This is a genomic window from Microcoleus sp. w2-18bC1 (assembly GCF_036700365.1).
Taxonomy (GTDB): Bacteria; Cyanobacteriota; Cyanobacteriia; order Cyanobacteriales; family Microcoleaceae; genus Microcoleus.
Genome location: NZ_JAUBOS010000063.1, coordinates 12,573 through 35,762, shown reverse-complemented (window position 1 = coordinate 35,762; position 23,190 = coordinate 12,573). Strand labels below are relative to the sequence as shown.

The following is a 23,190-nucleotide window of genomic DNA, read 5'->3' as shown; positions in this document are numbered from 1 at the left end:
AAATCCCATCTTATCCGCGTTCATCAGCGCTCATCCGCCCACATCTGCGGTTACAAAATCCCATCTTATCCGCGTTCATCAGCGCTCATCCGCCCACATCTGCGGTTACAAAATCCCATCTTATCCGCGTTCATCAGCGCTCATCCGCCCTCATCTGCGGTTAAAATTCTCCAAACAAAATTAGCTATGATTAAAACCAATGTAAAGAATTATTGCAAACAACTGTGAAAATCACCCGAATCGACCTCAACTCTTGGATCTTCCACATCTGTGGCCAAACCATCCTCGTCGATCCCTGGCTGGTCGATCCGCTCGTATTTTACGGTCAACCCTGGCTGTTCACCGCCTACCACAACACCCCCGTCGCCTTCACTCCCAGCACCTTACCGCCGATCGACCTCATCCTAATTTCCCAAGGATTAGACGACCACTGCCACAGGCCAACACTCGAATTGCTCGATCGTACAATTCCCGCGATCGCCTCACCCACCGCCGCCAAAGTCCTCAGCAGTTTAGGCTACACCAATATCACATCTTTAGCAAATTGGCAAGACTTGAATTTTAAAGAAAAGTTACAAATAACCGCCGTACCCGGAGCCGAAATTGGGCCCGGACAAGAAGAAAACGGCTACTTGCTCAAAGATTTAAGCAGCGGCGAGACACTTTATTACGAACCGCACCTGCCACCATTAGAAAAAGTCAAACAGAAAATAGACACAGTAGACGTAGCCATCGCCCCAGTCATCGGTCAAATATTCCCATTCCTCGGACAAGTCATCATCGGGCCTTCGGAAGCCATCAGCCTCGCCCAAACACTGAAACCTCGGTTTTTTCTGCCTACAGCGGCGGGAGACATCCGAGCCACAGGCATTTTACCAATGTTAGTGCGATCGATCGGCAGCATTCCCGAATTTCGCGATTTACTAGCAAAATCCGGCCTCTCCACCCAACTCCTCGAACCCGAACCAGGCCAAACCTTGGAGATTTTGGATTTTCGATTTTAGATTTTCGATTGGGGATTTTCGACTGGAGATTTTCGATTTTTTAGATTGGAGATTGGAGATTGGAGATTCAACCCAAAATCCAAAATCCAAAATCTAAAATCTAAAATCTAAAATCATCTTGGCGGGCGACGGTTACGCAAAAACTCAGGAATATCCAATCCCAAATCCTGCGGCGGTTTCGCTTTCGGATCGGGCGTCTGTTGAGCAGGAGTCGTCGGCACAGTTGCAGCCCGCCAAGGAGCATTAACATTTTGCGTCCGCCCCGGAGTCGGAGGCGAAGGAACTTCCCCCGAAAAACCAGTAGCGATCACAGTAATCTTAATTTCGCCCTGAAGCCGCTCGTCAATTACCGCTCCAAAAATAATATTGGCATTCGGATCGACAACCTCGTAAATCGTCTCAGCCGCCGCATTCACTTCGTGCAGCGTCATGTCAGTACCGCCAGTGATGTTAAACACCACACCTCTAGCGCCCTCAATAGACGAAGCTTCCAGCAGAGGCGAAGAAATAGCCTGCATCGCAGCCTCCCTAGCCCGCGACTTGCCAGAACCCACGCCGATGCCCATCAAAGCCGAACCCGCATCTGCCATTACTGCCCGCACGTCAGCAAAGTCAACATTCACTAAACCGGGAATAGTAATAATGTCAGAAATACCCTGAACCCCTTGGCGCAGGATATCGTCAGCAACTCGAAAAGCCTCTTGTACCGGCATTTGTTCGGAAATCACAGACAGCAGCTTGTCGTTAGGAATCACGATCAGCGTATCCACCCGAGTTTGCAAAGCCGCAATTCCTTCCTCAGCTTGGCTGGTGCGCCGCCGTCCCTCAAACGTGAAAGGCCGCGTCACTATCCCTACAGTCAAGGCGCCCATTTCCTTAGCGACCTCAGCCACGATCGGAGCCGCGCCCGTGCCGGTACCGCCGCCCATGCCGGCTGTGATAAATACCAAATCCGCATGATTCAGAGCATTAGCAACCTCGTCGCGAGATTCCTCCGCAGCCTTTTGACCGATCGCCGGATTGCCCCCTGCCCCCAAACCGCGCGTCAACTTCTGTCCGACTTGCAAGCGTTTCGGAGCATTTGAGAGAACCAGAGCTTGGGAATCTGTATTCACGCACCAAAACTCGACACCAGAAACCTCGCTAGCAATCATCCGGTTAACGGCGTTGCCCCCACCGCCGCCGACGCCAATTACTTTGATTTTGGCGGCACTGCTGGGCATTATGTCTTTGGGATTGACCATAGGATCGATATCAATACTATCTACATTTACATAACCAGACTTGCGTCTAAAGGGATTGGCGGAATCTGCAGCCACCGGAAAATTTTTTACTTCTTCCGAAGGGGGACTGTCTTGGTCAGACCCCTGTCTATTATTAAGCTTCATTAGAGTCGGGGATAGTAGATTACAGCTTTTTAACTAAACGCCAATTCACAATCAACTATAGGCTAAGTTGCGCGAAAAACTAACACTGGTCGATGCTTAATGTTAGCAATCTCGGATTTGGCAGACCTCGCTAGCCCAGACCTCGCTTGACGCCATCCAGGTACTTGACCGGATTAAGGCAGTTGTAAGCAAGGCAGAAGGAAAAAAAATGGATACTAGCCTCAGAGGCATCGGGATGGAAAGAAAAATCAGATTTTTTTTCCCGACTCGATATCAAAAAACAGTCCTTATTTCCAGTGCTGCGTATTGATCCTGATGGCTAAAAATTCTGCCGTCCGATCGATGCCTTCTACCTTTTGTTGACAGAGGATCAATTTCGGGCGCGAGTGGGTGCCGGAGTTGAACTCTCCAAACTGCCGGGTAGTTCGGGCAAATGGACGATCGGCGAAGCAGGATTTTTTAAGTCAATGTAGGCTATTTTGCTTGAATCTAGCTGTTTTGGCAATTGTCGCATTCGGTCTAAAACCTTAAGTTGCTCCGCAGTCCTGGAACTGTAAGGCCCTAAGTGTACGGTACCGATCTCTGTTTTCAAGATCAAGTTGTTCGGGTTTTGCCAATTAATCTCAAACACTTTCACCGTCAAGCCGCTGAGTCCTTGGTAAAACTTCGGCCAAGAGGCGCGATACTGTTCCAAAGGCCCAATGACTTTTAAAGTGGGCAAAGAACGCTGAGGCTGCGTTCCCGGAATGCTGCCGGACCCGATCGAACTATTCTGCGATCGTGCAGCAGTATAACTATCCGACGGCATCCAACCTCCGCGAGCGTCCAGCCACCCCACTTTTTCCTTGTCACTGTTCGATCTCAACACCGTATTCGGCTGGGCCACCGCCACTGGCAGGCGTTCTGCCACTTCTATAGTCAAACTTGGCGGAAACAAGTTACGAGTCACCTTCGCTTGGGCTATGGGCCCCGTTGACTCCAGCTTTTCGGCCAGGGCCTGCGGTTGAATCCCCCACAGCGACTGCGGGTAAGACAGCGGCACCAAAGACCGCACCGCCTTATCCGACAGCCACTGATTGCCCTCCACCTTCACTTGTTCCGATCGGGCAATCAACCAAGCCGGCTGAGCAATCCACCACAGCAAACCTCCAGCGATTGCGCTCGCTGCTAGCATTTGCCACACAACAGCCGCCAATCGAGCGCGCCTCTGCTGCCGCAACTTTTGGCGCCTGCGCCCTAACTCTGTTTGAGAAACCGCTCCAAAACTAGCCATCTACGTCTTGACAATATAGGAATTAAGGATTAGCACAAATTCAAAACTGTTTAATCTCTTTCTCTTGAACCCTGTTTTCCCCTACCATTTAACCAGATCCCCGCAAATTTACCCATACTCCTGTTGATATCAGTAATATCACTGATCCCGCTCAGTCATAAAAAATTATTAATTAAAAATTCTCAATTCCAGCGCCGGGAAAACCCCTTACTAGATCAAGGTTCTTTGGGTATTTAGGGCATTACCCCACAGGGCAAAAGGTTACAAATCAAACTAAACTCAACTAAAGAAAGTTTAGACTTTCGATTAACTTTTTTAACTTTTATTCGGCTTCCATTGTGATCGCACTCGAATTAGACAGATTCTATAAAGCCTGCAACCCCAGCAAGACCCTTGTTGCGGGAGACCCAGGGGATTATCAATACTACATTGATTTTGGTTCCGTGCGTGGCGGCAAAATCATTGAATCTTTACAGCGAACCATTACCCGCATCTCCCCCAACGAGCCAACCTGTCAGCTATTTACAGGACATATCGGCTGTGGCAAATCTACGGAATTGTTTCGGCTGAAAGCTGAGTTAGAGCAAGAGGGTTTTTGCGTCGTCTACTTCGAGTCTTCCCAAGACTTAGACATGGGTGATGTAGACATCAGCGATATTTTGCTGAGCATTGCGCGCCAAGTCAGCGAAACTATGGAATCTGCTAAAATCAAACTCAGACCGAGCTATTTCACCAATCTGTTTGCAGAAGTGGCAGAATTTTTGCAGACTCCCATAGATTTGTCCGCGGAAGCCGAGTTATCTGTAGGCATTGCTAGAGTTACTGCTAAAACTAAAGACTCTCCCAAACTGCGATCGCAACTTAGGCAATATCTCGAACCCCGCACCAACAGCATTTTGCAGTCGATCAACGAAGAACTCCTCAACAAAGCTAACGCCGAACTCAAGCAGCAAGGCAAAAAAGGACTCGCAGTCATCGTTGACAACCTCGATCGCCTCGACGCCTCCCTCAAACCCAGCGGACGCACCCAGCCAGAATACTTGTTTTTAGACCGCGGCGAACAGTTGAAAAAACTTAATTGCCATGTCGTCTACACGATTCCCCTGACTTTGATTTTTTCCAACGACTTCGGCCGCCTCGCCAGTCGATTTGGAGTCAAGCCCAAGGTGATGCCGATGGTACCAGTGCAAGTGCGATCGGGCGAAGACCACCTCGAAGGAATGGCACTGCTGCGGCAGCTAGTATTAGCTAGAGCTTTCCCGAAAGTTGCTCCCGATCAACGCATTGATTTGATTTCCCAGGTGTTTGACTCTCCCGAAACTTTAGATCGGCTTTGTCGGATTAGTGGCGGTCACGTTCGCAATCTACTGATGCTTTTGTATAGCTGTTTGCAGCACGAAGACCCTCCCTTCTCTCGCGAATGCCTCGAAAGCGTCATTCAAGAATATCGCGATGACCTTTTGGGAGCCATCAATGACCTGGAATGGGAATTGCTGTTTCAAGTCGTCAAGCGACAAAGTGTAACTGGCGAAGAAGAGTCTCAAATCTTGTTGCGAAGTATGTTTGTCTTTGAATACCGCGATCAAGAAGGTCGTTGGTTTGGGATTAATCCAGCCCTAGCAGAAACCAGAAAATATAAGGAGTGGCTGCAGCGCACTGAAGCAAAATAGTTGGGATGTTTGAGATAGCTTCGTGACTCTAAGAACCCTTAACCACAGGGGAATTAGAAAGTATTTAACTGAAAATTCATCGCTCACAACTCCGAAATCTTACAATTTAATAAAGAAATCAGTCAGCGGTTTTTGCCACTGGCTGATTTCTGTTGAATGCTGGCTATAGGCGGTGAATGTTATTGTCGTGTACAACCTTGCCGCCACTAAGGACTTTCCCCACTCTCAACTCTCATATCTGCAATGTCATACCCCCTATGTCTGTTTTTACCTGTTGCTCTTAATTTCACATAATCCCATCCCGGACGACATTCTTTTTTGCGGTTGTGTTAAATGCCTGCTACAGATATATCGGAGTTGTTTACTAATAGCTAGCCGTCGGTATGATCGTGAACTTAGCAGTTGGCTATTTATGATCTGTAGTCTTTTATGTATAGCTGAATAAAAATATCTAAGATAACCTTAAAATTTTATTGGGAAGTCTAGCATTCTCTGAGATTGAGAGGTATGATATCTTTACATTGGATCTAATAACTATGTAAGTATTGATAGAACAAGTAGGAAAAACTACGTATTTATACAGAGATAAGGCGTCAGACAGAGACGGCGCTGTCTAAGTAGATACGCTTTCAGTCACGATTGGCGAGCGTTAGGTAATTGATTAATGCAAAAGAGGTGCGCGCATGACCGATCTAATTAAGGTACAAGAAACTGCCAACTACAACGAGCGATCGCTCAAAACTCTGGTCAGGTCAATCACAATGTCTCAACACCAATTCTCGCTAATTTTGGTGCGCTGCAACTACAAGCAGTTGCGCCAGCAAATAGCGCAGCGGCTGCGAGAAGTGTCCCCAGTTCCAATTCAAGATATCGTCCTGCCAGCTTCAGTCAAAACCCTTTACACTACTCTGCAGGCAAGCACTTTCCAGGAGGGGTACTCGTCTGTGGTTTCTGCCTCGGCTTTGATGGTATTTGGTTTAGAAACAGTAGTAGCGATCGACGAACTGATGGCTTCTACCAATCAAGTGCGAGACGAGTTTCGCAAAAATTTTTCCTGCCCAGTGATTTTGTGGGTAACAGATGACATCGTGACCAAAATGATTCGTCTGGCCCCGGATTTCAAAAGTTGGGCCGCAGCCACAATTAAATTTGAAATGGGCGTTGACGAATTAATTAATTTTCTCGCTAGGCGAGCCGATACTATCTTTAAAATAGGCGAACTCAATCAAGAACTCGCCAGTAGCAACGTCAGCACCATCGCTAATTGTGAGACCTGCGAAAGCCAGTGCGAAAAAAGCGACCTCGATCGCGAAATCAGCCCTGGAGAACGCTTTCTAACTTTTAACTCACGGCCACAAAACCGACGACAATCAGATGTCCACTCCTATTCGCCATTGAGTCCGGGCAATACCTTCGATTTGGCGATCGGCTCTTTGCCACGCCGAGAACTAGAATTAGCTTTAAGAGATTTACAAAATCGCGGTGAAGAATTAGAACCCGCCCTCAAAGCCAGCCTGCAATTCGTTCTCGGTCGAGATTACTATGTCAGCGACCAAACCGAAACTGCCTTAATTCACTACCAAGAAAGTTTAGTATTTTGGCAGCAGAAAACGGGCAACTGGGAACTAGCAAACTTGGAACATTCCGAAAACCCAGAAACCTTCTCCTCCTTGTCGAATCCTGTCCCCAAAATTTTATTTTTAGAGAGAGAAGGCATAGTGCTGTTTCACATAGCCCTGTGTCACCGCTTACAAGCAGCCAGAAACCCGGTAGCCAACCGCCAGCACTGGGAACAAGCGTGGATTAGCCTGGAAAAATCTAGAAACGCTTTCTCCCTTGCCTCACGCCCGGAATTGGTAGCTGAGGTGACAGCACACCTCGGAGAAGTGCTGCAGCGCCTGAAAGCTTGGGGAGAGTTGCAAGCATTAGCTGAAAATTCTTTGCAGTTGCACTTCACTTACGGTACTCCCAGCCAACTAGCTCAAGATTACGGCTTTTTGGCTGAAGTTGCCCTGCAAGAGTCGAGGTGGAGTCAAGCCCGCCAACTAGCCGAGTTGGCTTTGGCGATTTTGGATCAAACGCCTAATGATTTGAGATTGTTGATTGAAGATTTGAGATTGGGCTTTGAGGGAAATTATCCAGAAATTGTGGGTTCTAACGAGTTAAGTAACGAACCCAAATCTAAAATCCAACATCCCAAATCCGACAGGAGTTCGTATCTTTTACTTTTAGCCAGAAGTTTGCGACAGCTAGGGCAGTGGGAAGCCGCGGTTCATTCTTTGGAGTTGGCTCAATCTCAAAGCGAGCCGAAGTACGACCCCCGACTTTACATCGATATTTTGACGGAATTGCAAGCGGTTTATTTCGAGCAGGGAGAGTATCTTAAAGCGTTTCGGATTAAAAAAACCCAGCGTTCGATCGAATATCAATACGGATTTAGAGCTTTTATCGGAGCCAGCCAATTGCAGCAGCAGCGCCAAGCGGTCAATCCTTCAGGCCCCTCAGCTCAAAACCAAGCTGCCATCGCAGCCTCCATGACAGCTTACTCGCGGCAAACAGATATCAATAGCTTGCTAGAAAGAATTAGCAGGGACGACCATAAATTAACTATTATTCACGGGCCCAGCGGAGTCGGGAAAAGTTCTCTAGTCAATGCCGGCTTAGTACCAGCTTTGAAAAATATTACTCCGGGCGCGCGCGATACATTGCCCGTAGTAGTCAAAGTTTACACCGACTGGTTGGTAGAGTTAGAAAATGCTTTGAACAGCGCACTGTACGACAAACAAGCCGAAGAGGAAAGTAAATTAATCTCGAAAGGACTACAGGAAATCCACAAAAGAAGTTGCTCGGTTATTCCTGCTCGCAGCTCGGAAGTCTCTTCTTTTATTATAGAGCAGTTGCGCGAAAATGCCACAAATAATTTGTTGACTGTGCTGATTTTCGATCAATTTGAAGAGTTTTTCTTTGTTTCGACTTCAGTGGCACAAAGACAACTTTTTTATAATTTTTTGCGTTTGTTTTTGAATTTGCCTTATGTCAAAATAATTCTGTGCTTGCGCGAAGATTATTTGCACTACTTACTAGATTGCGATCGCTTCCCAAATCTTGATGCTATTAACAATAATATTCTCGACAAAAGCATCCGCTACCAACTGCGGAGTTTTTCTATCAAAGACGCGCGGGCTGTCATCGGACACTTAACAGAACGGGCAGAATTTTATTTAGAGCCGGCACTGATCGATGCCTTCGTAGAAGATTTAGCAGACGAACTGCAAGAAGTGCGACCAATCGAATTGCAGGTAGTAGGAGCGCAACTGCAAGAAGAAGGTATTACCAGTCTAGCACAATACCAGCAGTTGGGGGACAATCCCAAAGCGGAATTAGTGAAACGATCGCTCGAAAGAGTCATCTCTGACTGTGGACCAGTTAACGAAGACGCAGCTTGGAAAATCTTGTTTTCTCTGACAGATGAAAGAGGCGTTAGACTGATAAAAACCAAACACGAACTCTCGTTAGTTACAGGTCAGCAGCCAGTCGATGCCCGCGAAACCGAATTATCGGCGATCGGCAGAAACAGAATTTCCCTACAGCGACAGTTCGCCAAAGACCCTGAAAGCCTACCAAATAAAACCGACAACCTCGACTTAATTTTAGACATTTTAGTTGGTCATGGTTTGCTATTTCTGCTACGGGAAGCGCCCGAAGACCGCTATCAATTAGTACACGACTATTTAGTGCGACCGATCCGCCAAAGATTCGGCTTAGAAGCCAGACTGCACAAAGCAGAAGCAGACAAAAAAATGAGTCAAGTACAGCTCTACCGAGCCAATACTTTTCTCAAACAACTGCTGGGATTAGCAGTGATCGGCGTCATGCTGCTAACCAGTTCCACCATCGCCGCCGTAAACTTTTGGTGGCGGGCTGTGGGTCAAAAACAGCTAGCTGTCGCTCAAACTCAGCGAGCGGAAATCAGTACCCTGACAGCCGCTTCTGAAGCACTTTATTTCTCAAACAACAAATTTGACGCCATGATGGAAAGTTTGAGAGCTGGTAAAAAGTGGAAACAGATCGAACACTCCCAACAAATGTCTACTCTCAAAGACACCGAAATTCTGATTTCTGCCGCCCTGCAGCAGGCAGTTTATGGAGTTAAAGAACGCAACCGCTTGGAAGGACACGGCGATGTAGTTTGGGGTCTTAGCTTCAGTCCAGACGGCGAAACAATAGCTTCTTCCAGTGTAGATAAAACAGTCAAACTTTGGCGGCGCGACGGCAGTTTGCAGGCAACTTTCAAAGGCCACACTAACAGTGTCTCCTGTGTGGCGTTCAGTCCCGATAACAAAAGCATAGCCTCGGCAAGTTTAGATAAAACTGTCAAAATTTGGCAAAATGACGGCAGTTTGCTGGCAACTTTCAAAGGGCATACTAATAGCGTTACCAGCGTTGCTTTTAGCTCGGACGGTCAAACGATCGCCAGTGGCTCTACAGACAAAACTATCAAACTTTGGAAAACCGATGGCACGCTGCTGCGAACGATCGAACAATTTGCTCCCGTAAATTGGCTAAGCTTCAGCCGCGACGGCAAAATAATCGCTGTGGCGAGCGATGACGGTACTGTGAAACTGTGGAGTTCTGACGGCCGGTTGATCGCTAATTTATGGCACAGCGAAAACAAACAACCCTCGAAAATTTACACCGTCAGTTTCTCCCCCGATGGTGAAACGATCGCCAGTGCGGGTGAAGATAAAACTGTAAAAATCTGGAGCATCGCTGCACTCAAACACCCACCAACAGAAAATTCAACACCAGCTAAAAAAGGTGAACTGCTAACAACTTTGCGGGGACACAGCAAGTGGGTATTTGGTGTCAGTTTCTCCCCCGATGGTCAAACACTTGCTTCGGGAAGTGCAGACGGAACTGTCAAACTCTGGAATCTTGCTGGTGTTGGCGACAAACGCCCAACCGATGCTAGCAACATTAAACCAGAGAGTCGCTTACTGAGAACTTTTGAGGGACACGCCGATCGAGTTACTCAGGTGAGTTTTAGCCCGGAAGGCAAAACCTTGGCTTCGGCAAGTTTTGACAAAACTATCAGGCTGTGGCGACTCGATGACGTGCCGCTCAAAACCCTCGACGGACACCAAAACCGGGTGCAAGGCGTTACTTTTAGCCCCGACGGCCAAAGGCTGGCTTCTGCTTCTACGGACAAAACTATCAAACTCTGGAGTCGCACGGGAGTTTTGCTAGAAACCTTGGAAGGACACACTCAGAGAGTCGCCAGCGTCAGTTTCAGCCTCGACGGCCAGCTACTTGCTTCTGGGAGTTACGACAAAACGGTGAAAGTCTGGAGTTTGACAGAAGATGGCATGAATAATATTCTGCCTTGTCCTTCGGCTCCGCTATTCCCGTGTTCGCCTTCTGTGCTGTTCACTCTCGACGCCCACGCCGATAGCGTGATGAGCGTGAGTTTTAGCCCCGATAGCGAGGTTCTGGCAACGGCTAGCAAGGATAAGACTGTGAAACTCTGGACTAGAAACGGCAGGCTGATTAAGACTTTGACGGGACACACAGGCTGGGTGACTGGGGTGACTTTCAGTCCCGACGGCTCGATGCTGGCTTCTGCCAGCGATGATGGTACTCTCAAACTCTGGAATCGGGATGGTCGTTTGCTGAGAACTTTTGAAGGAGCTCACAACAGTTTTGTGTTGGGGGTTGCTTTTAGCCCTGATGGCAAAATGCTGGCTTCGGCTGGTTACGACAATTCGGTGAAATTGTGGAAGGTAGATGGGACTTTGGTGGCGACGCTGCTGAAGGGTTCTAGCGACAGCGTGACTAGCGTGGGTTTTAGCCCGGATGGTTTGTTGGTTGCTTCGGGTAGTTACGATCATAAGGTGAAGCTTTGGAGTCGCAGCGGGACTTTGCTGAAAACTTTGACGGGTCACAAGGATAGCGTGATGAGCGTGAGTTTTAGCCCGGATGGGAAGGTTCTGGCTTCTGCGGGCCGAGATAATCGGGTGATTTTGTGGAATTTGGATCTTGATGATTTGTTGGTGAGGGGCTGCGACTGGGTGGGGGATTATCTGAGAACTAATCCTAATGTGAGCGATCGCGATCGGGGTCTCTGTGAGGGCGTTGGGGCAAAACCAAATCGATTTTAGATTTTCGATTTTAGATTTTCGATTGGGGGATTCAGTCGATTTTAGATTTTCGATTTTAGATTTTCGATTGGGGGATTCAGTGCATTTTAGATTTTACTCACCCCCTTGATGAGCTCGATCGCTACTTTCTCCCTCTCTCCCCCCCTCCCCCTCCCCCTTTCTCAAAAACTATTTTTTCCTTCCCCTTGCTCTCGGCTTCCTGTAAAGTAAATAATTGTAAAGAAATATGAGTTTTCTCTTATCCTCTGGTTAAGACCACCAGCTAGCATTCACAATTAAGACCCGGATTATAAGTTCCTATGTCACAGCTTTTCCCGCGAAAATTTCTAGCATCTGTTGTCGCATTTTGTCTGGCTTTGTCCGTGTGGACGATCGCACCAGCAGCCCACGCTTTCAATAATCCCGATTTGTTGCCGTCAACTCAGACGCCGATCATTGATTTAGCTAAAGCCCTCACAGATATTGAAGAACAAAATTTGGCAAAAAATTTAAAGGCATTTGAAGCCGAAACCGGCTGGAAACTGCGAGTGCTGACTCAGTACGATCGCACGCCCGGTTTGGCTGTCAAAAGCTATTGGGGGCTAGATGACAAGAGTGTGTTGCTAGTTGCTGACCCCCGAGGGGGCAATTTGCTCAATTTTAATGTGGGCGACTCGCTGTATCCGCTGCTGCCTCGCACTTTTTGGGTGGAACTGCAAACCCGCTACGGTAATCAATTTTTTGTGCGGGACAATGGGGAAGATCGAGCAATTATTGAATCTTTGGAGTCGATAGAAGGCTGTTTGCGTCAGGGCGGATGCCGCGTGGTTCCCGGTTTGCCGAGGGAACAGTGGGTTCTGACGTTAATTACCTCGGTGGTTGGCGGCGTCATCTGCGGGTTTGCGGCTCAACCTCGGAAGCCGGGACAGGTTGTGGCTTGGCAGTGGGCGCTGATTTTTTCGCCGCTGTGGGGCATTCTGTTTTTCGCCTTCGGACTTGGGCCGGTGGTGACTCGGACTTCTGACTGGTTGCCTGTGGTTCGGAATGTGGCTGGTTTTGCGATCGGAGTTTTGGTGGCATTCCTGACTCCGGTGTTGGGCAAATCTTCTTCATCGTCGGAAACTTAGTTTTCAGTTGGCAGTTGGCAGTTGGCAGTTGGCAGTTGGTAGATGTTACTCACCAGTCAACAAATGACTAAAAGCTGGTAAGCTGATACCTGACAACTCAGAGGCGACAGCTATCCAACAAATGGAATGGCACGTAAGCGATGCCCAGAGTCTGGGATTAATCGATAACGAAATTGGCGACCACGGTTTTTCCGCGGCGGAGTACGAAATAGTCCGCCGCGTGATTTATGCTACTGCTGATTTTGAGTACAAGTCTTTAATTAGTTTTTCCGATCAGGCTTTGCAGGCTGGGGCGGCGGCTTTGGCTGCTCGAACTACGATCGTGGTAGATGTGCCGATGGTGCAGGTGGGCATTACGCCACAAATCCAAAGTACCTTTGCGAATCCGGTTTACTGTTCGATGGAGGCTTTGACACGCCCCCAAAAGGAAAGGACGCGGGCGGCTTGGGGGATTGAAACTTTGGCAAGACGCTATCCTGAAGGGATTTTTGTGGTGGGCCAGGCTCAAACTGCTTTGTCGGCGATCGTGGATTTGATTGAATCGGAGGAAATTCGACCGGCTTTGGTGATTGGGACTCCTTCTGGGTTTGTGGGGGTTGACGTGGCTAAGTCACGGCTGCACGATTCGATGATTCCTCACATTCGGATTGAGGGCCGCAAGGGTTCTGCGGTGGTGGCTGTGGCTATTGTTAACGGGCTGGTGGATTTGGCTTGGCAAGCTTATGGGCAAGAGGGAAACAGTTGATCGACAAGTCAGCAGTCATTAGTTATTAGTTAAGTAACCGGACACAATTAATTACATCAAGCCTTTTGAAGAGGCAAGGTTTTTAGGCGGTATTTTGGGTAATTAATTGTGTCCTACTACTTATTAGTCGTTCTGGATTATTTAGATCAGTCTTGCGGTTAATTAACCAACTTTCAAACGATCGTTGACTTTCACTGCTGCGTCGACCGGCTAGCAAACCTCCAACTCCAATATGTTCGTCTAAATCAACCCATTCAATGGCATAACCATCTCCAAGTAGCTGCCAATTATGTCTTTCCTCCGGGGTACCGTGCAACAAAGGGGGATACCAAGCTAAGGGAACACTCAAACTGCGACCATCAACTAAGTCCACAATTACTTTTTCATCTGTCACCGTGACTTTAATTACGAGGGGTTCTGTTTCAAGGATCAAAGTAGTCATGCCAAGCCTCCAACAATATTTGTTCATATTCCTCTATAAGACGAGCAATCTGGTTTAATTCATGCTCTTTGAAGCCTATATTTTTTTCTAGAGATACAGGATTCATCCAAAATTTGGCAAGTTGCCGATCGCGCGTAACATGAATGTGGGCGGGTTCGCCTCGATCGGAACTAAAAAAGATGAAACTGTAGGGGCTAACCTAAAAAACCGCAGGCATTAGCCGCTATCTTGTGAATTTTGTCAGAATTTTAACCTGCATTTGCTCTTGAATTTGTGGCTAAGCTGTTCACCATTTAAATCTCAGAGGCTATCTAGGCCAGTAAAGGGTTTCAGGCTCTGAAATACGCAGTTTAAATGCTAAACAGCTTACTATCAATATTAATAATCAGCGGGCGATCGCCTTTTTACATCTCTGCTTTGATTAGTGCGATCGCGGTCTTTTTTCCTACCTTTTTTAATTTGCTGGCTCATCTCTACAAACAAATCCCTACGCAGATAAGGATAGTCGCTCACCCACACGTCACGGCTGGGAATATAAATATCTGAAACTTTGGCAATTCTGCCTAAATCTTCTTGATTTGACATAATTAACATTAAAGCAGCTTGGCCGGGGACAATTCCTTGATGATCTTTCCGCAATGGAGCTCGAAGTGTAGTAGTAAATCCGGTTTTGTCGCCAACTTCTAAGTTGATTCGTGGTTCTAGGTTGTCAACTATTACGAGTTGTCCTTTTTGATTGACTGTTTCTTCTTGACTTGTGACTTCATCTGTAATATATATATCCAAAACTCGTCCTTGCCAAAAACCGCAGTATTGATATTTGCGGCATTCTGCATTCCGCAAACTCGCCCACAAAATCGGCCCCCACAGCCAGTACAAACCAGCTATCAATCCGGTGATTAAAACTAGCGGCCCGACATCGGAACCGACGAAGTTATAAACTACCAGGAGGAAAACTACGGTGACGGCAGAGATTAACATTCGCCTCAAAAAATCGGGCGGTTTTCCCCAGATATATTTATATTGCGCTCCCGTGGCGACGGCGGGAATTAGTTCTTGAAAGGTTTCGCGGGTTAATGGAATTAGCATAATTAGTCAGTTGGCAGTTGGCGGTTGGCAGTTGGCAGTTGGCAGTTGGCAGTTGGCAGTAGTAACAAATTACCAATTACCAATTACCAATTACCTACAAGATTTTTTCCAGACCGTAAACGAGCGATCGCAATTCAATGACTTTGCGTATAGACAGCAAGACTCCGGGCATATAACAAGCGCGATCGCTAGTATCGTGTCGTAAAGTATAAACTTGACCGGCGCCGCCAAAAATTACCTCTTGGTGGGCAATTAAACCGGGTAAACGGATGCTGTGAATGCGAATCCCTTCATCCGCCAGTGAACCTCGAGCTCCGGCTAATTTTTCGGTTTCCTCAACTTCTGGAGGATTGAAAGTTTTTCCCATCTCTGCTAACATTTGGGCAGTTTGAATTGCCGTACCGCTGGGAGCGTCGGCTTTTTGATTGTGGTGCAGCTCGATAATTTCTACGTGTTCAAAATACTGAGATGCCGTGACGGCGGCTTGTTGGAGCAAAACCATGCCGATCGAGAAATTGGGTATGATCAAACACCCTGTGCTCGCTTTATCAGCAAATTCAGCTAAGTTTTCAATTTGCTTGCTGCTCAATCCGGTAGTGCCGACTACGGGGCGAATCCCGTAAGCTATAGCCGATCGCACGTTTTCATAAACAGACGAAGGGTGCGTAAAATCTACCATCACTCCTAACTGCTTTTCCTGAGCTGCTAATACCAGCATTCCTTGCAAGTCGTCAGTGATGGGAACTTCTAACGGGCCGCATCCGGCTACTTCGCCGGCATCGGCGTTGAGGCACGACTGAGAGCGGTCTACAGCTCCAAATAAGGTCATGTCACTAGCATGGGCGATCGCCTTAATTACTTCGCGGCCCATTTTGCCTGCAGCACCGTTAACAATCACCGGAATCGGAAGTTGATTCGCCATAATCTCAAAAATATCCTGAAAGTTTGATCGACTAAATTTTAACGCTTGTGGGAATTTGGGTAAACAAGGAATGAAAGACAGGATTTGTCGGCCAATCTTCCAAAACCCGGTTCAGATTCGAGAAATATTTTGCCAAATCGAGTAATTAGCTTAAAGAAACTCGGTGGCGGCAGAAGTTCTGAAAAAATTACATTCAATCTCATATTAAGCTCAATTCTGTAAGAACAGACTGCAAAGCTAATTTGCACCGACATATTTTTTCTGTGACTGCCAAATTCTCTCGAAATCTTCGATATGTCATGTCTGTCGCAACTGGTCTCAACCTGAGTTCTCAAAACCGACGGGTTAGGATTTTGCCTGCAATGCTTGCGGGCGCGACTGTAACGCTGCTGAATATGGGAGTTCGGCAGTTGGGAGGCCTGCAAAGCCTGGAATTGGGGAGTTTTGACTCGTTAGTGCGCTTGCAGCCAGATTCGGGCCCCGATCCGCGACTGCTGGTAGTGGGAATTTCTGAGGCCGATATTCAAGCTTTAGGGAGATTTCCGATTTCCGACGGTGTGATCGCTCAAACCTTGGCAAAACTGCAAAAGTATCAGCCAAAAGTCATCGGTTTGGATTTGTACCGGGATTTGCCTCAACCGCCGGGACACGAAGAATTGCTGGCCGCGCTGAAAGCACCGAATGTGGTGGCGATCTATAAATTGAGCGATTCAGAAAGTCAGGGAGTGCCTGCACCTCCGGGGATACCGCCCGATCGGCTCGGTTTTAACGACTTCGTACTCGATCCTGATGGCGTTGTACGCCGCAATTTGCTTTCAGTCTCGCAACCCGACAAAAAGATTGCTTTATCGTTTTCTGTGCAAGTGGCTTTGCTGTATCTCAAAGAGAGAGTACAGCAGAAAAATAGCCCTGTTCATCCCCACCAAATCAATTGGGGAAAGGCAGAATTTGTGCCTTTAACTTCTAACAGTGGCGGCTATGCAAATCTCGACGCCAAAGGCTACCAAATTCTGCTCAAATACCGTTCTGGTAAGGAGGTGGCGCGACAAGTCAGTATCAGGCAGGTATTGAAGGGAGAAATTGACCCAAGCTGGGTTAAGGACAAGATTGTGTTGATTGGGACGACGGCACCGAGTACCAGAGATTTGTTTTTGACGCCCTACAGCCCGGTTAAAAAGCAAAGTCCGAAAATGCCGGGGGTGTTGCTGCACGCACAAATGCTCAGCCAAATATTGAGTGCGGTTTTGGATGGGCGATCGCTATTTTGGGTGTGGCCGGAATGGGCGGAAATTTTGTGGAACAGTGCTTGGGCGATGATTGGCGGGGTTTTGGCTTGGCGGATTCAGCATCCTGTGAGGGCGGGATTGGCTGGGGCTGCGGGATTGATGGGACTTTTGGGGATTAGTTATGGGATTTTTACTGGGGGTGGGTGGGTACCGCTGGTGTCGCCGACTTTGGGTTTGGTGGTGACTGGTGTGAGTGTCAGTGCTTACAGGAAGCTTTACGATGCTTTTCACGATTCTCTAACAGGTTTGCCCAACCGGGATTTGTTCGTGGATTGTCTGGGGCGGGCGATCGCCAATACTAGGGGCCGCCGCAGCTATCTGTTTGCGGTGCTGTTTCTGGATTTAGACAGGTTTAAGGTGATTAATGATTCTTTGGGTCATTTGGCGGGGGATGAACTGCTGATGGCGGTGGTGTTGCGGTTGAGGACAAGTATTGGTCGCGCCGATACGGTGGCGCGGGTGGGGGGTGATGATTTTGCGATTTTGGTGAGGAATGTTGATGTTGCTACTGCGGTGGATTTGGCCACTCGAATTCACCAAGCTTTAATTGTGCCTTTTGAGTTGAAGGGGCAGGAGGTGTTTTTGACGGCAAGCATCGGGATTGCGCTGGGGGGCGAACCGGCTGCTACTGTCAGTGAACAGCCGGAACACTTGCTGCGGGACGCCCACACGGCGATGTACCGGGCGAAGGCTTTGGGAACGGGAAGGTATCAGGTGTTTAATGCTTCGATGCACGATTTGGCGGTGGAAAGGTTGCAGTTGGAAACTGATTTGCGGATGGCCCTCAAGCGTCAGGAGTTTTTGCTGCATTACCAGCCGTTTGTATCTTTGACAAGCGGGAAGATTATTGGGTTTGAGGCTTTGGTGCGTTGGCAGCACCCGCTGCGAGGTTTGATTTCGCCGATGAAGTTTATTCCGGTGGCTGAGGAAACGGGGGCAATTGTGCCGCTGGGTGAGTGGGTGTTGGAGGAGGCTTGCCGGCAGTTGGAGCTTTGGGAGGGAATGTTTGGTTTCGATCGAGCTTTGATTATGAGTGTAAATTTGTCGGGAAAGCAGTTTGCCCAGCCAGATTTGGTCGATCGCATTCAGGTGATTTTGGAAACAACGGGTTTGAATGCCGAGAGTTTGAAGTTGGAGATTACTGAGAGTGTGGTGATGGAGGATGTGGAGTCGGCGATCGCGGTTTTGAAGCAGATGAAAGCGTTAAAGGTCAAGTTGGGAATTGATGATTTTGGCACTGGTTATTCGTCGTTGAGTTATTTGAGTCGGTTTCCTACGGATACTTTGAAGGTTGATAAGTCGTTTGTGGGGCGGATGGAACTCGAAAGCGAGGGGGAGAATGTGGCGATCGTGCGGACGATTGTAGCGCTGGCTCATGCTTTGGGTATGGATGTGATTGCTGAGGGTGTGGAGACGGCGGCACAATTAGCTAGGTTGAGGTCGATCGGCTGCGAATATGGTCAGGGTTATTTTTTTGCTAAGCCGTTACCGAGCGAGGCTGCGACTGCTTTGATGGCTTCCGATCCGCAGTGGTAGTTGTGGGTTATTAGTTATTAGTTATTGTACGTTAGAGCTAAAATTAAAAGTCCATCGGGTTCCCAAAGCAGCTCTCTAATATGTTAGGTGCTAAAATTACTGCTAGGTAAACCTGAAAAAATTGTCAGCTATCTCGTTATCGCTCCTCGAAAATTAACAGAGTATCCTCTTAATTTAGATAACGCTCTCGGTAGCGATAAAGCTGTAATATTTCAGGGTTGTTTAGGATTAAATCAATAAAAAAACCATGACTTACTGTTAGCAGAAATTTCAACTAAAACTCTTGATGCTGAAGCAATTACTTGTTATTCTACAGATATTGATCATTGCCCGATCGCCCTTAGCTTAAAATGGTGTTTCTGCCTGTAGGTATAACCTTTCTCCCAACTGCGGATGCTTAAAGGAAAGTTCCCGCGCGTGCAAGTGTAGCCGATTCGCAGCAGCCCGACATCCGTAAAGTCGATCGCCCAAAATCGGTATCCCCAACCCTCGAACATCCGCTGCATGAACCCTCAATTGATGAGTGCGTCCCGTCAGCGGCAAAAACTCGACGCGAGTATGATTTCCCTCTTTCACCATTACCTGAAAACGAGTAACACTGGGTTTTCCGCACTCCCAATTGACTTGCTGGTAAGGGCGGTTTTCGGGATCGCCCCAAAGTGGGAGAGCGATCGTCCCCGCATCAATTTTTACAGTACCCGAAAGCACCGCTTCATAAACTTTGTGAACCTGATTTTTTGCAAATTGCTGTCTGAGTTGACTGCTAGTTTCTTTGTCCCATGCCAAAAGCAAAATTCCCGATGTTTCCCAATCTAAACGATGCACGACTGTCAAATTAAAACTATCAGGTAACAAGTTACGCAAACGACTAAAAACACTATCTTGATTTTCAAAATAACGACCTGGAACTGACAGCAATCCCGAAGGTTTATTGACCGCAATCAACCAATTGTCTTCATAGATAATCGGTAGCATTTGCGTAACGAGTAAGATGCCCGTTCCACAAGAAAAATTATTGCTTGTGGGGAGTAAGGGTTGGGCTTCTAGCCCGCCCGTCAAACCCCCATTTATATTAGAAACAATCGGATTTTGAGCTAATCCTGACAGCAAAAAACCCATCAACGGCTGACACCGATCGCCACAAGCACCGTAAAATTCTCCCTGTATCTTATCCCCCGATGGCGGCCCCCACCAAAACTCAGCCATTGCCAGCGGTTTCAGATTGTGTACTGCAGCACAGTGAAGCAATTTTGGCGCGCAACAGTCGCCGGTGCCAGTGGGAATAGAATTAGTTGGCATCAATGAGGAGATCGATCGCGATGTCCCCAAAAAATTCACCAGAGTGTAAGCCGCGTGCATTTGCGTCTGAAGTTCGCGGGAAAGTTCTTTTCGCCGCTGTTTCAGCGCCCGCATCCGTCGATCCGCAGCTTCAATTAATTGTTTGAGTGGCTGCAATGTTTCATCCCGCTGTCGTTTCAATTGCCTGCGTTCAATTTTCTCCAAACGGCTTTCTTGATTCAGTTGTTCCAGGGCAATTTCTAGTGTTTCTGCTGGGAGAGTTTGACACAGTAACTGGCGTTTTTCATCTCGCTGCTGCTTGCAATTGCGATGCCGATCGCTCAAAACTTGCATTTGCACTTCAAACTCCCGAAATAAGGCTGCATACTCTTGTCGCTGCGGGAGTTGATTGAGTGCAATAAGTTCCTGTTTCATCGCCTCCAATTCAGTTAAGGTGCGGGCTTCCTCGAAAGCAACACGATCTCGTCCCGGAATCGGTGGCACCCAGCCCTCAACAATGCTGCAACCGTTCAGCAGCCCGGAAAATGCTTTGAGTATCCCCTGTTCCCCCGAAGGCATCTCCACCAGTAATATGCCGTACATCTTCCCTTCGCGATCGTAGGAGTCGTCAGCCGCCAGGTATTGCATCAAACCCCGCGCGAGATCCTCGGAAATTAGAGTGCGCGGCAGTCTCAGCAGTTCGCCACTTTGAGGACAACGGCCTTCGTACCAATAATTCGGCTGCGAGTCGATCGACTCCCAATGACAGTCCGTGACATCTAAAAGCGCGTGCATTTCTAACATATTAAATTTGGTTTGAAATCTGAATTAGGGCATATCTGCTTGTATTCTGGATGCTTTCGGTCAATCTATTTTAGATTTTAGATTTTAGATTTTAGATTTAAGCATTGACCCAGCACAAAAACGGATACGCTGCCACGTACAGGAGTCGTGGAAAGATAAAAATTTTCGACCCTAGTTCAAACTCCCAGATTTATCTGTGGGGTAAATCGAGAATCGAAAATCGAAAATCGAAAATCGAAAATCGAAAATCGACTGACCCCACGGATAAATTCGGGGGGCAAGTTTCATCGGATACAGGTTTTTTATTTCTGGGTCCTGAGTCTGCTTTCGGAATTAATCCGGGGGCTTGTATCCTGGATGCTTTCGGTCAATCGAAAATCGAAAATCGAAAATCGAAAATCGAAAATCGACTGACCGTATCTTACATGGGTGTACCGAAAGTGGGAAGGGTGCATAATTTTATACCTAGTAGAATTAAGTAAAAAGGATTGGTTGCACCAAGCCTGATATGCTAAATTTGTTTCAAAACAGCAGCGAGATTAAGAAAAGCATAAGTTAATATATAAGACCGCAAGCTTGTTATCCCACTAAATTTTTATGTGAAAGGCGTATGCCAGACCTCTCGACTTCGGCTCCAGAAAACTCCTCAAACCCCCAACCAGCTCTGCTGCCGCCAATTTTAAGAATTTTAGCAGCATTTCCAGATTACGATCGGGGCAATAGATTGTACGCCGCAGGAAGGTACGAAGCGGCAGTCCTTTGCTACGGAAAAGCGGTTCAAATCAAGCCGGACTGGGCCAGGGCGTGGCTGAATCTGGGCAAAGCTTACAAGCAACTGCATTCCTACGCAGAAACCGTAGCCTGCGCCGATCGAGCTACAGCAATTAATCCCGAAGAATACTGGGCTTGGATGCTGCGCGGCACAGGGCTGTTAAGTTTGCAAAATCACTCAGAAGCGATCGCCGCTTTTGACACCGCTATTCAAATCAATTCAGAAAAGCACGAAGCTTGGTATCAGCGCGGCAGAGTTTTAGAGGAATTGCAGCAGTGGGATGCAGCCGCAACCTGTTACAAAAAAGCAACCCAACTTCATCCGAATTTACCCGCCATGTGGTATCGGCAAGGCAACGTGTTGGTTCAAGCGGAGCGCTATCCTGAAGCCGTTGCCGCTTTCGAGCGCGCGCTGAAACTCGTCCCGACTAATTGGGAAGCTTGGCTGAACCGAGGTTTGGCTTTGATGAAAGCCGAACGCTACGCTGAAGCTGTAACTTCTTACGATCGCGCCATTCAACTGCAACCACAAAATAGTCTGGCTTGGTTCAATCGAGGCATTGCTTCAGCAAAATTGCACAAATATGCAGAAGCGGTGACAGCTTATGATCGCGTACTGCAAATGCAGCCCAACGACTGCGAAGCTTGGTTTTATAAAGGGATGGCCCTCAAACACCAGTGGGCAGACGCGGCAATTGCTTGTTTCGATCGGGCAATTCAAATTAATTCTTTTTATCCCGAAGCATGGATCGGGCGCGGTCAAACACTGTCAGAATCGAGAGATTTTGAAGGGGCGATCGCTGCTTTTGACCAAGCCGTTCAAATTAATCCGAATTTTCCCGAAGCTTGGCTGGGTAGAGGCATCGCCCTGGCAGGATTGGAACGCTACAAAGAGGCAATTATCGCTTACAGCAATGCCCTACAAATTGAAGGTAATTTTCTAGAAGCTTGGAACTTGCGAGGCGAAGCTTTGGAAAAATTACAGCAATACGAAGAAGCGATCGCCTGTTTTGATAAAGTAATCTCTCTGACTTCAGAAGCAGAAATTACATCAAAAGTAGGGTTGCAGCAAGGCGCCGCGCTGGAAAAATTGCAGCGTTACGAAGAAGCCGTCACAGCTTACAACCGCGTCCTAAAAATCGTGCCAGACAATTTTGAAGCTTGGTTGAAACGTGGCAACGCTTTGTCAAAATTGCAGCAGTACGAACAAGCTCTAGCATCATACGATCGAGCAATTACTGTCTGGCCGGACAACTATCAAGGCTGGGTACAGCGAGGTCTGATCCTAGGGGAAATGCAGAACTATTCCCAAGCACTCGTCGCTTTTGACCAAGTGATTCAACTCAAGCCAGACAACTGGGAAGCTTGGGCGCAGCGGGGCGACGTTTTGCAAAAATTGCAGCGAACTCAAGATGCCATTAGCTCTTACGGAGTCGCCCTCGAAATCAAACCCGATTACTACGAAGCTTTAGTCAGTCGAGAAGAATTAAGACTCAAGGGCGCGATGTCAGGAAAGTGGTAAGTGGAAATTGACGAATAGTTTGGAGTTTTGAAATTGCTTTGTTCCTCGTAACGCAGCGCTGGGGTAAAGTTTTAACCTGAACTTCCCCTGCAAATAAGCTAATCCGCATTTAAATTGCATGGTAAAATAAATTTTAACTCTTGTGGGGAGTAGGGGTTGGGCCGGAAAGACCGCCCTCAACATACAATTTAAATGC

Annotated in this window: 17 protein-coding genes; 9 read left to right on the top strand and 8 right to left on the bottom strand. The window is 47.6% G+C overall.

What is annotated here, in order from left to right; all coding sequences use genetic code 11:
* Both QT979_RS23520 and QT979_RS23515 read left to right on the top strand, forming a co-directional pair.
* Positions 1–228 (top strand): hypothetical protein (locus QT979_RS23520; protein ID WP_333311846.1); only part of this gene is annotated, 228 nt, incomplete at its 5' end.
* The gene (locus QT979_RS23515) at positions 225–1,004 is read left to right on the top strand and encodes an MBL fold metallo-hydrolase (RefSeq protein ID WP_333213123.1); all 780 of its coding nucleotides are present in this window, start codon (positions 225–227) and stop codon (positions 1,002–1,004) included. The genes QT979_RS23520 and QT979_RS23515, both read left to right, overlap by 4 nt.
* Positions 1,005–1,117: 113 nt before the next feature.
* Here QT979_RS23515 and ftsZ read toward each other — a convergent pair whose 3' ends face one another.
* Together ftsZ and QT979_RS23505 are read right to left on the bottom strand one after the other, a co-directional pair.
* A complete protein-coding gene (ftsZ, locus tag QT979_RS23510) occupies positions 1,118–2,392 on the bottom strand; it encodes a cell division protein FtsZ (RefSeq protein ID WP_190660599.1) in 1,275 nt (424 codons plus the stop codon).
* A 370-nt stretch (positions 2,393–2,762) separates the two neighbouring features.
* Complete coding sequence (locus QT979_RS23505; protein ID WP_333213124.1) at positions 2,763–3,665, bottom strand: FtsQ-type POTRA domain-containing protein; 903 nt, start codon at positions 3,663–3,665, stop codon at positions 2,763–2,765.
* Between the two features lie 338 nt (positions 3,666–4,003).
* Here QT979_RS23505 and QT979_RS23500 point away from each other — a divergent pair, with 338 nt between their 5' ends.
* From QT979_RS23500 to QT979_RS23485, 4 genes are all read left to right on the top strand, one after another.
* Positions 4,004–5,335, top strand: coding sequence for a P-loop NTPase fold protein (locus tag QT979_RS23500; protein ID WP_333213125.1), 1,332 nt, complete (start codon positions 4,004–4,006; stop codon positions 5,333–5,335).
* A gap of 683 nt (positions 5,336–6,018) precedes the next feature.
* Positions 6,019–11,493 carry a WD40 domain-containing protein gene (locus QT979_RS23495; protein WP_333213126.1) on the top strand — a complete coding sequence of 1,825 codons (5,475 nt, stop codon included), beginning with the start codon at positions 6,019–6,021 and terminating at the stop codon, positions 11,491–11,493.
* 299 nt (positions 11,494–11,792) lie between these two features.
* Entirely contained in the window at positions 11,793–12,599 is an 807-nt protein-coding gene (locus QT979_RS23490; protein ID WP_333082425.1) for a TPM domain-containing protein, read from the top strand.
* A 121-nt stretch (positions 12,600–12,720) separates the two neighbouring features.
* Positions 12,721–13,344, top strand: a complete 624-nt coding sequence (locus tag QT979_RS23485) for a precorrin-8X methylmutase (protein ID WP_333152258.1) — start codon at positions 12,721–12,723, stop codon at positions 13,342–13,344.
* A gap of 82 nt (positions 13,345–13,426) precedes the next feature.
* Here the strand turns inward: QT979_RS23485 and QT979_RS23480 are convergent, their stop codons facing one another.
* From QT979_RS23480 to dapB, 4 genes are all read right to left on the bottom strand, one after another.
* Positions 13,427–13,786 carry a DUF2442 domain-containing protein gene (locus QT979_RS23480; RefSeq protein ID WP_333311845.1) on the bottom strand — a complete coding sequence of 120 codons (360 nt, stop codon included), beginning with the start codon at positions 13,784–13,786 and terminating at the stop codon, positions 13,427–13,429.
* On the bottom strand, positions 13,767–13,931 hold the full coding sequence (locus QT979_RS29130) for a DUF4160 domain-containing protein (RefSeq protein ID WP_445304810.1): 165 nt from the start codon (positions 13,929–13,931) through the stop codon (positions 13,767–13,769). The genes QT979_RS23480 and QT979_RS29130 overlap by 20 nt, the downstream gene beginning before the upstream one ends.
* A 233-nt stretch (positions 13,932–14,164) precedes the next feature.
* On the bottom strand, positions 14,165–14,875 hold the full coding sequence (locus tag QT979_RS23475; protein WP_242723651.1) for a phosphate ABC transporter permease: 711 nt from the start codon (positions 14,873–14,875) through the stop codon (positions 14,165–14,167).
* A gap of 94 nt (positions 14,876–14,969) precedes the next feature.
* Entirely contained in the window at positions 14,970–15,797 is an 828-nt protein-coding gene (gene dapB, locus QT979_RS23470; protein ID WP_333213001.1) for a 4-hydroxy-tetrahydrodipicolinate reductase, read from the bottom strand.
* Between the two features lie 299 nt (positions 15,798–16,096).
* Here dapB and QT979_RS23465 point away from each other — a divergent pair, with 299 nt between their 5' ends.
* Both QT979_RS23465 and QT979_RS29125 read left to right on the top strand, forming a co-directional pair.
* Positions 16,097–18,619, top strand: coding sequence for an EAL domain-containing protein (locus QT979_RS23465; protein ID WP_333311844.1), 2,523 nt, complete (start codon positions 16,097–16,099; stop codon positions 18,617–18,619).
* An 87-nt stretch (positions 18,620–18,706) separates the two neighbouring features.
* Positions 18,707–18,859 (top strand): DUF6883 domain-containing protein, encoded by a 153-nt coding sequence (locus QT979_RS29125; protein WP_445242603.1) that lies wholly within the window; start codon positions 18,707–18,709, stop codon positions 18,857–18,859.
* On the opposite strand, the gene QT979_RS29120 is transcribed toward QT979_RS29125, so the two are convergent.
* Positions 18,853–18,918 carry an AgrD family cyclic lactone autoinducer peptide gene (locus QT979_RS29120; protein WP_445242605.1) on the bottom strand — a complete coding sequence of 22 codons (66 nt, stop codon included), beginning with the start codon at positions 18,916–18,918 and terminating at the stop codon, positions 18,853–18,855. The two genes, QT979_RS29125 and QT979_RS29120, sit on opposite strands and share 7 nt — an antisense overlap.
* Positions 18,919–18,964: 46 nt before the next feature.
* Positions 18,965–20,701 carry a pseudouridine synthase gene (locus tag QT979_RS23460; RefSeq protein ID WP_333311843.1) on the bottom strand — a complete coding sequence of 579 codons (1,737 nt, stop codon included), beginning with the start codon at positions 20,699–20,701 and terminating at the stop codon, positions 18,965–18,967.
* A gap of 610 nt (positions 20,702–21,311) precedes the next feature.
* Between QT979_RS23460 and QT979_RS23455 the strand changes: the two genes are divergently transcribed.
* Entirely contained in the window at positions 21,312–22,994 is a 1,683-nt protein-coding gene (locus QT979_RS23455) for a tetratricopeptide repeat protein (RefSeq protein WP_333311842.1), read from the top strand.
* Positions 22,995–23,190: the final 196 nt, after the last annotated feature.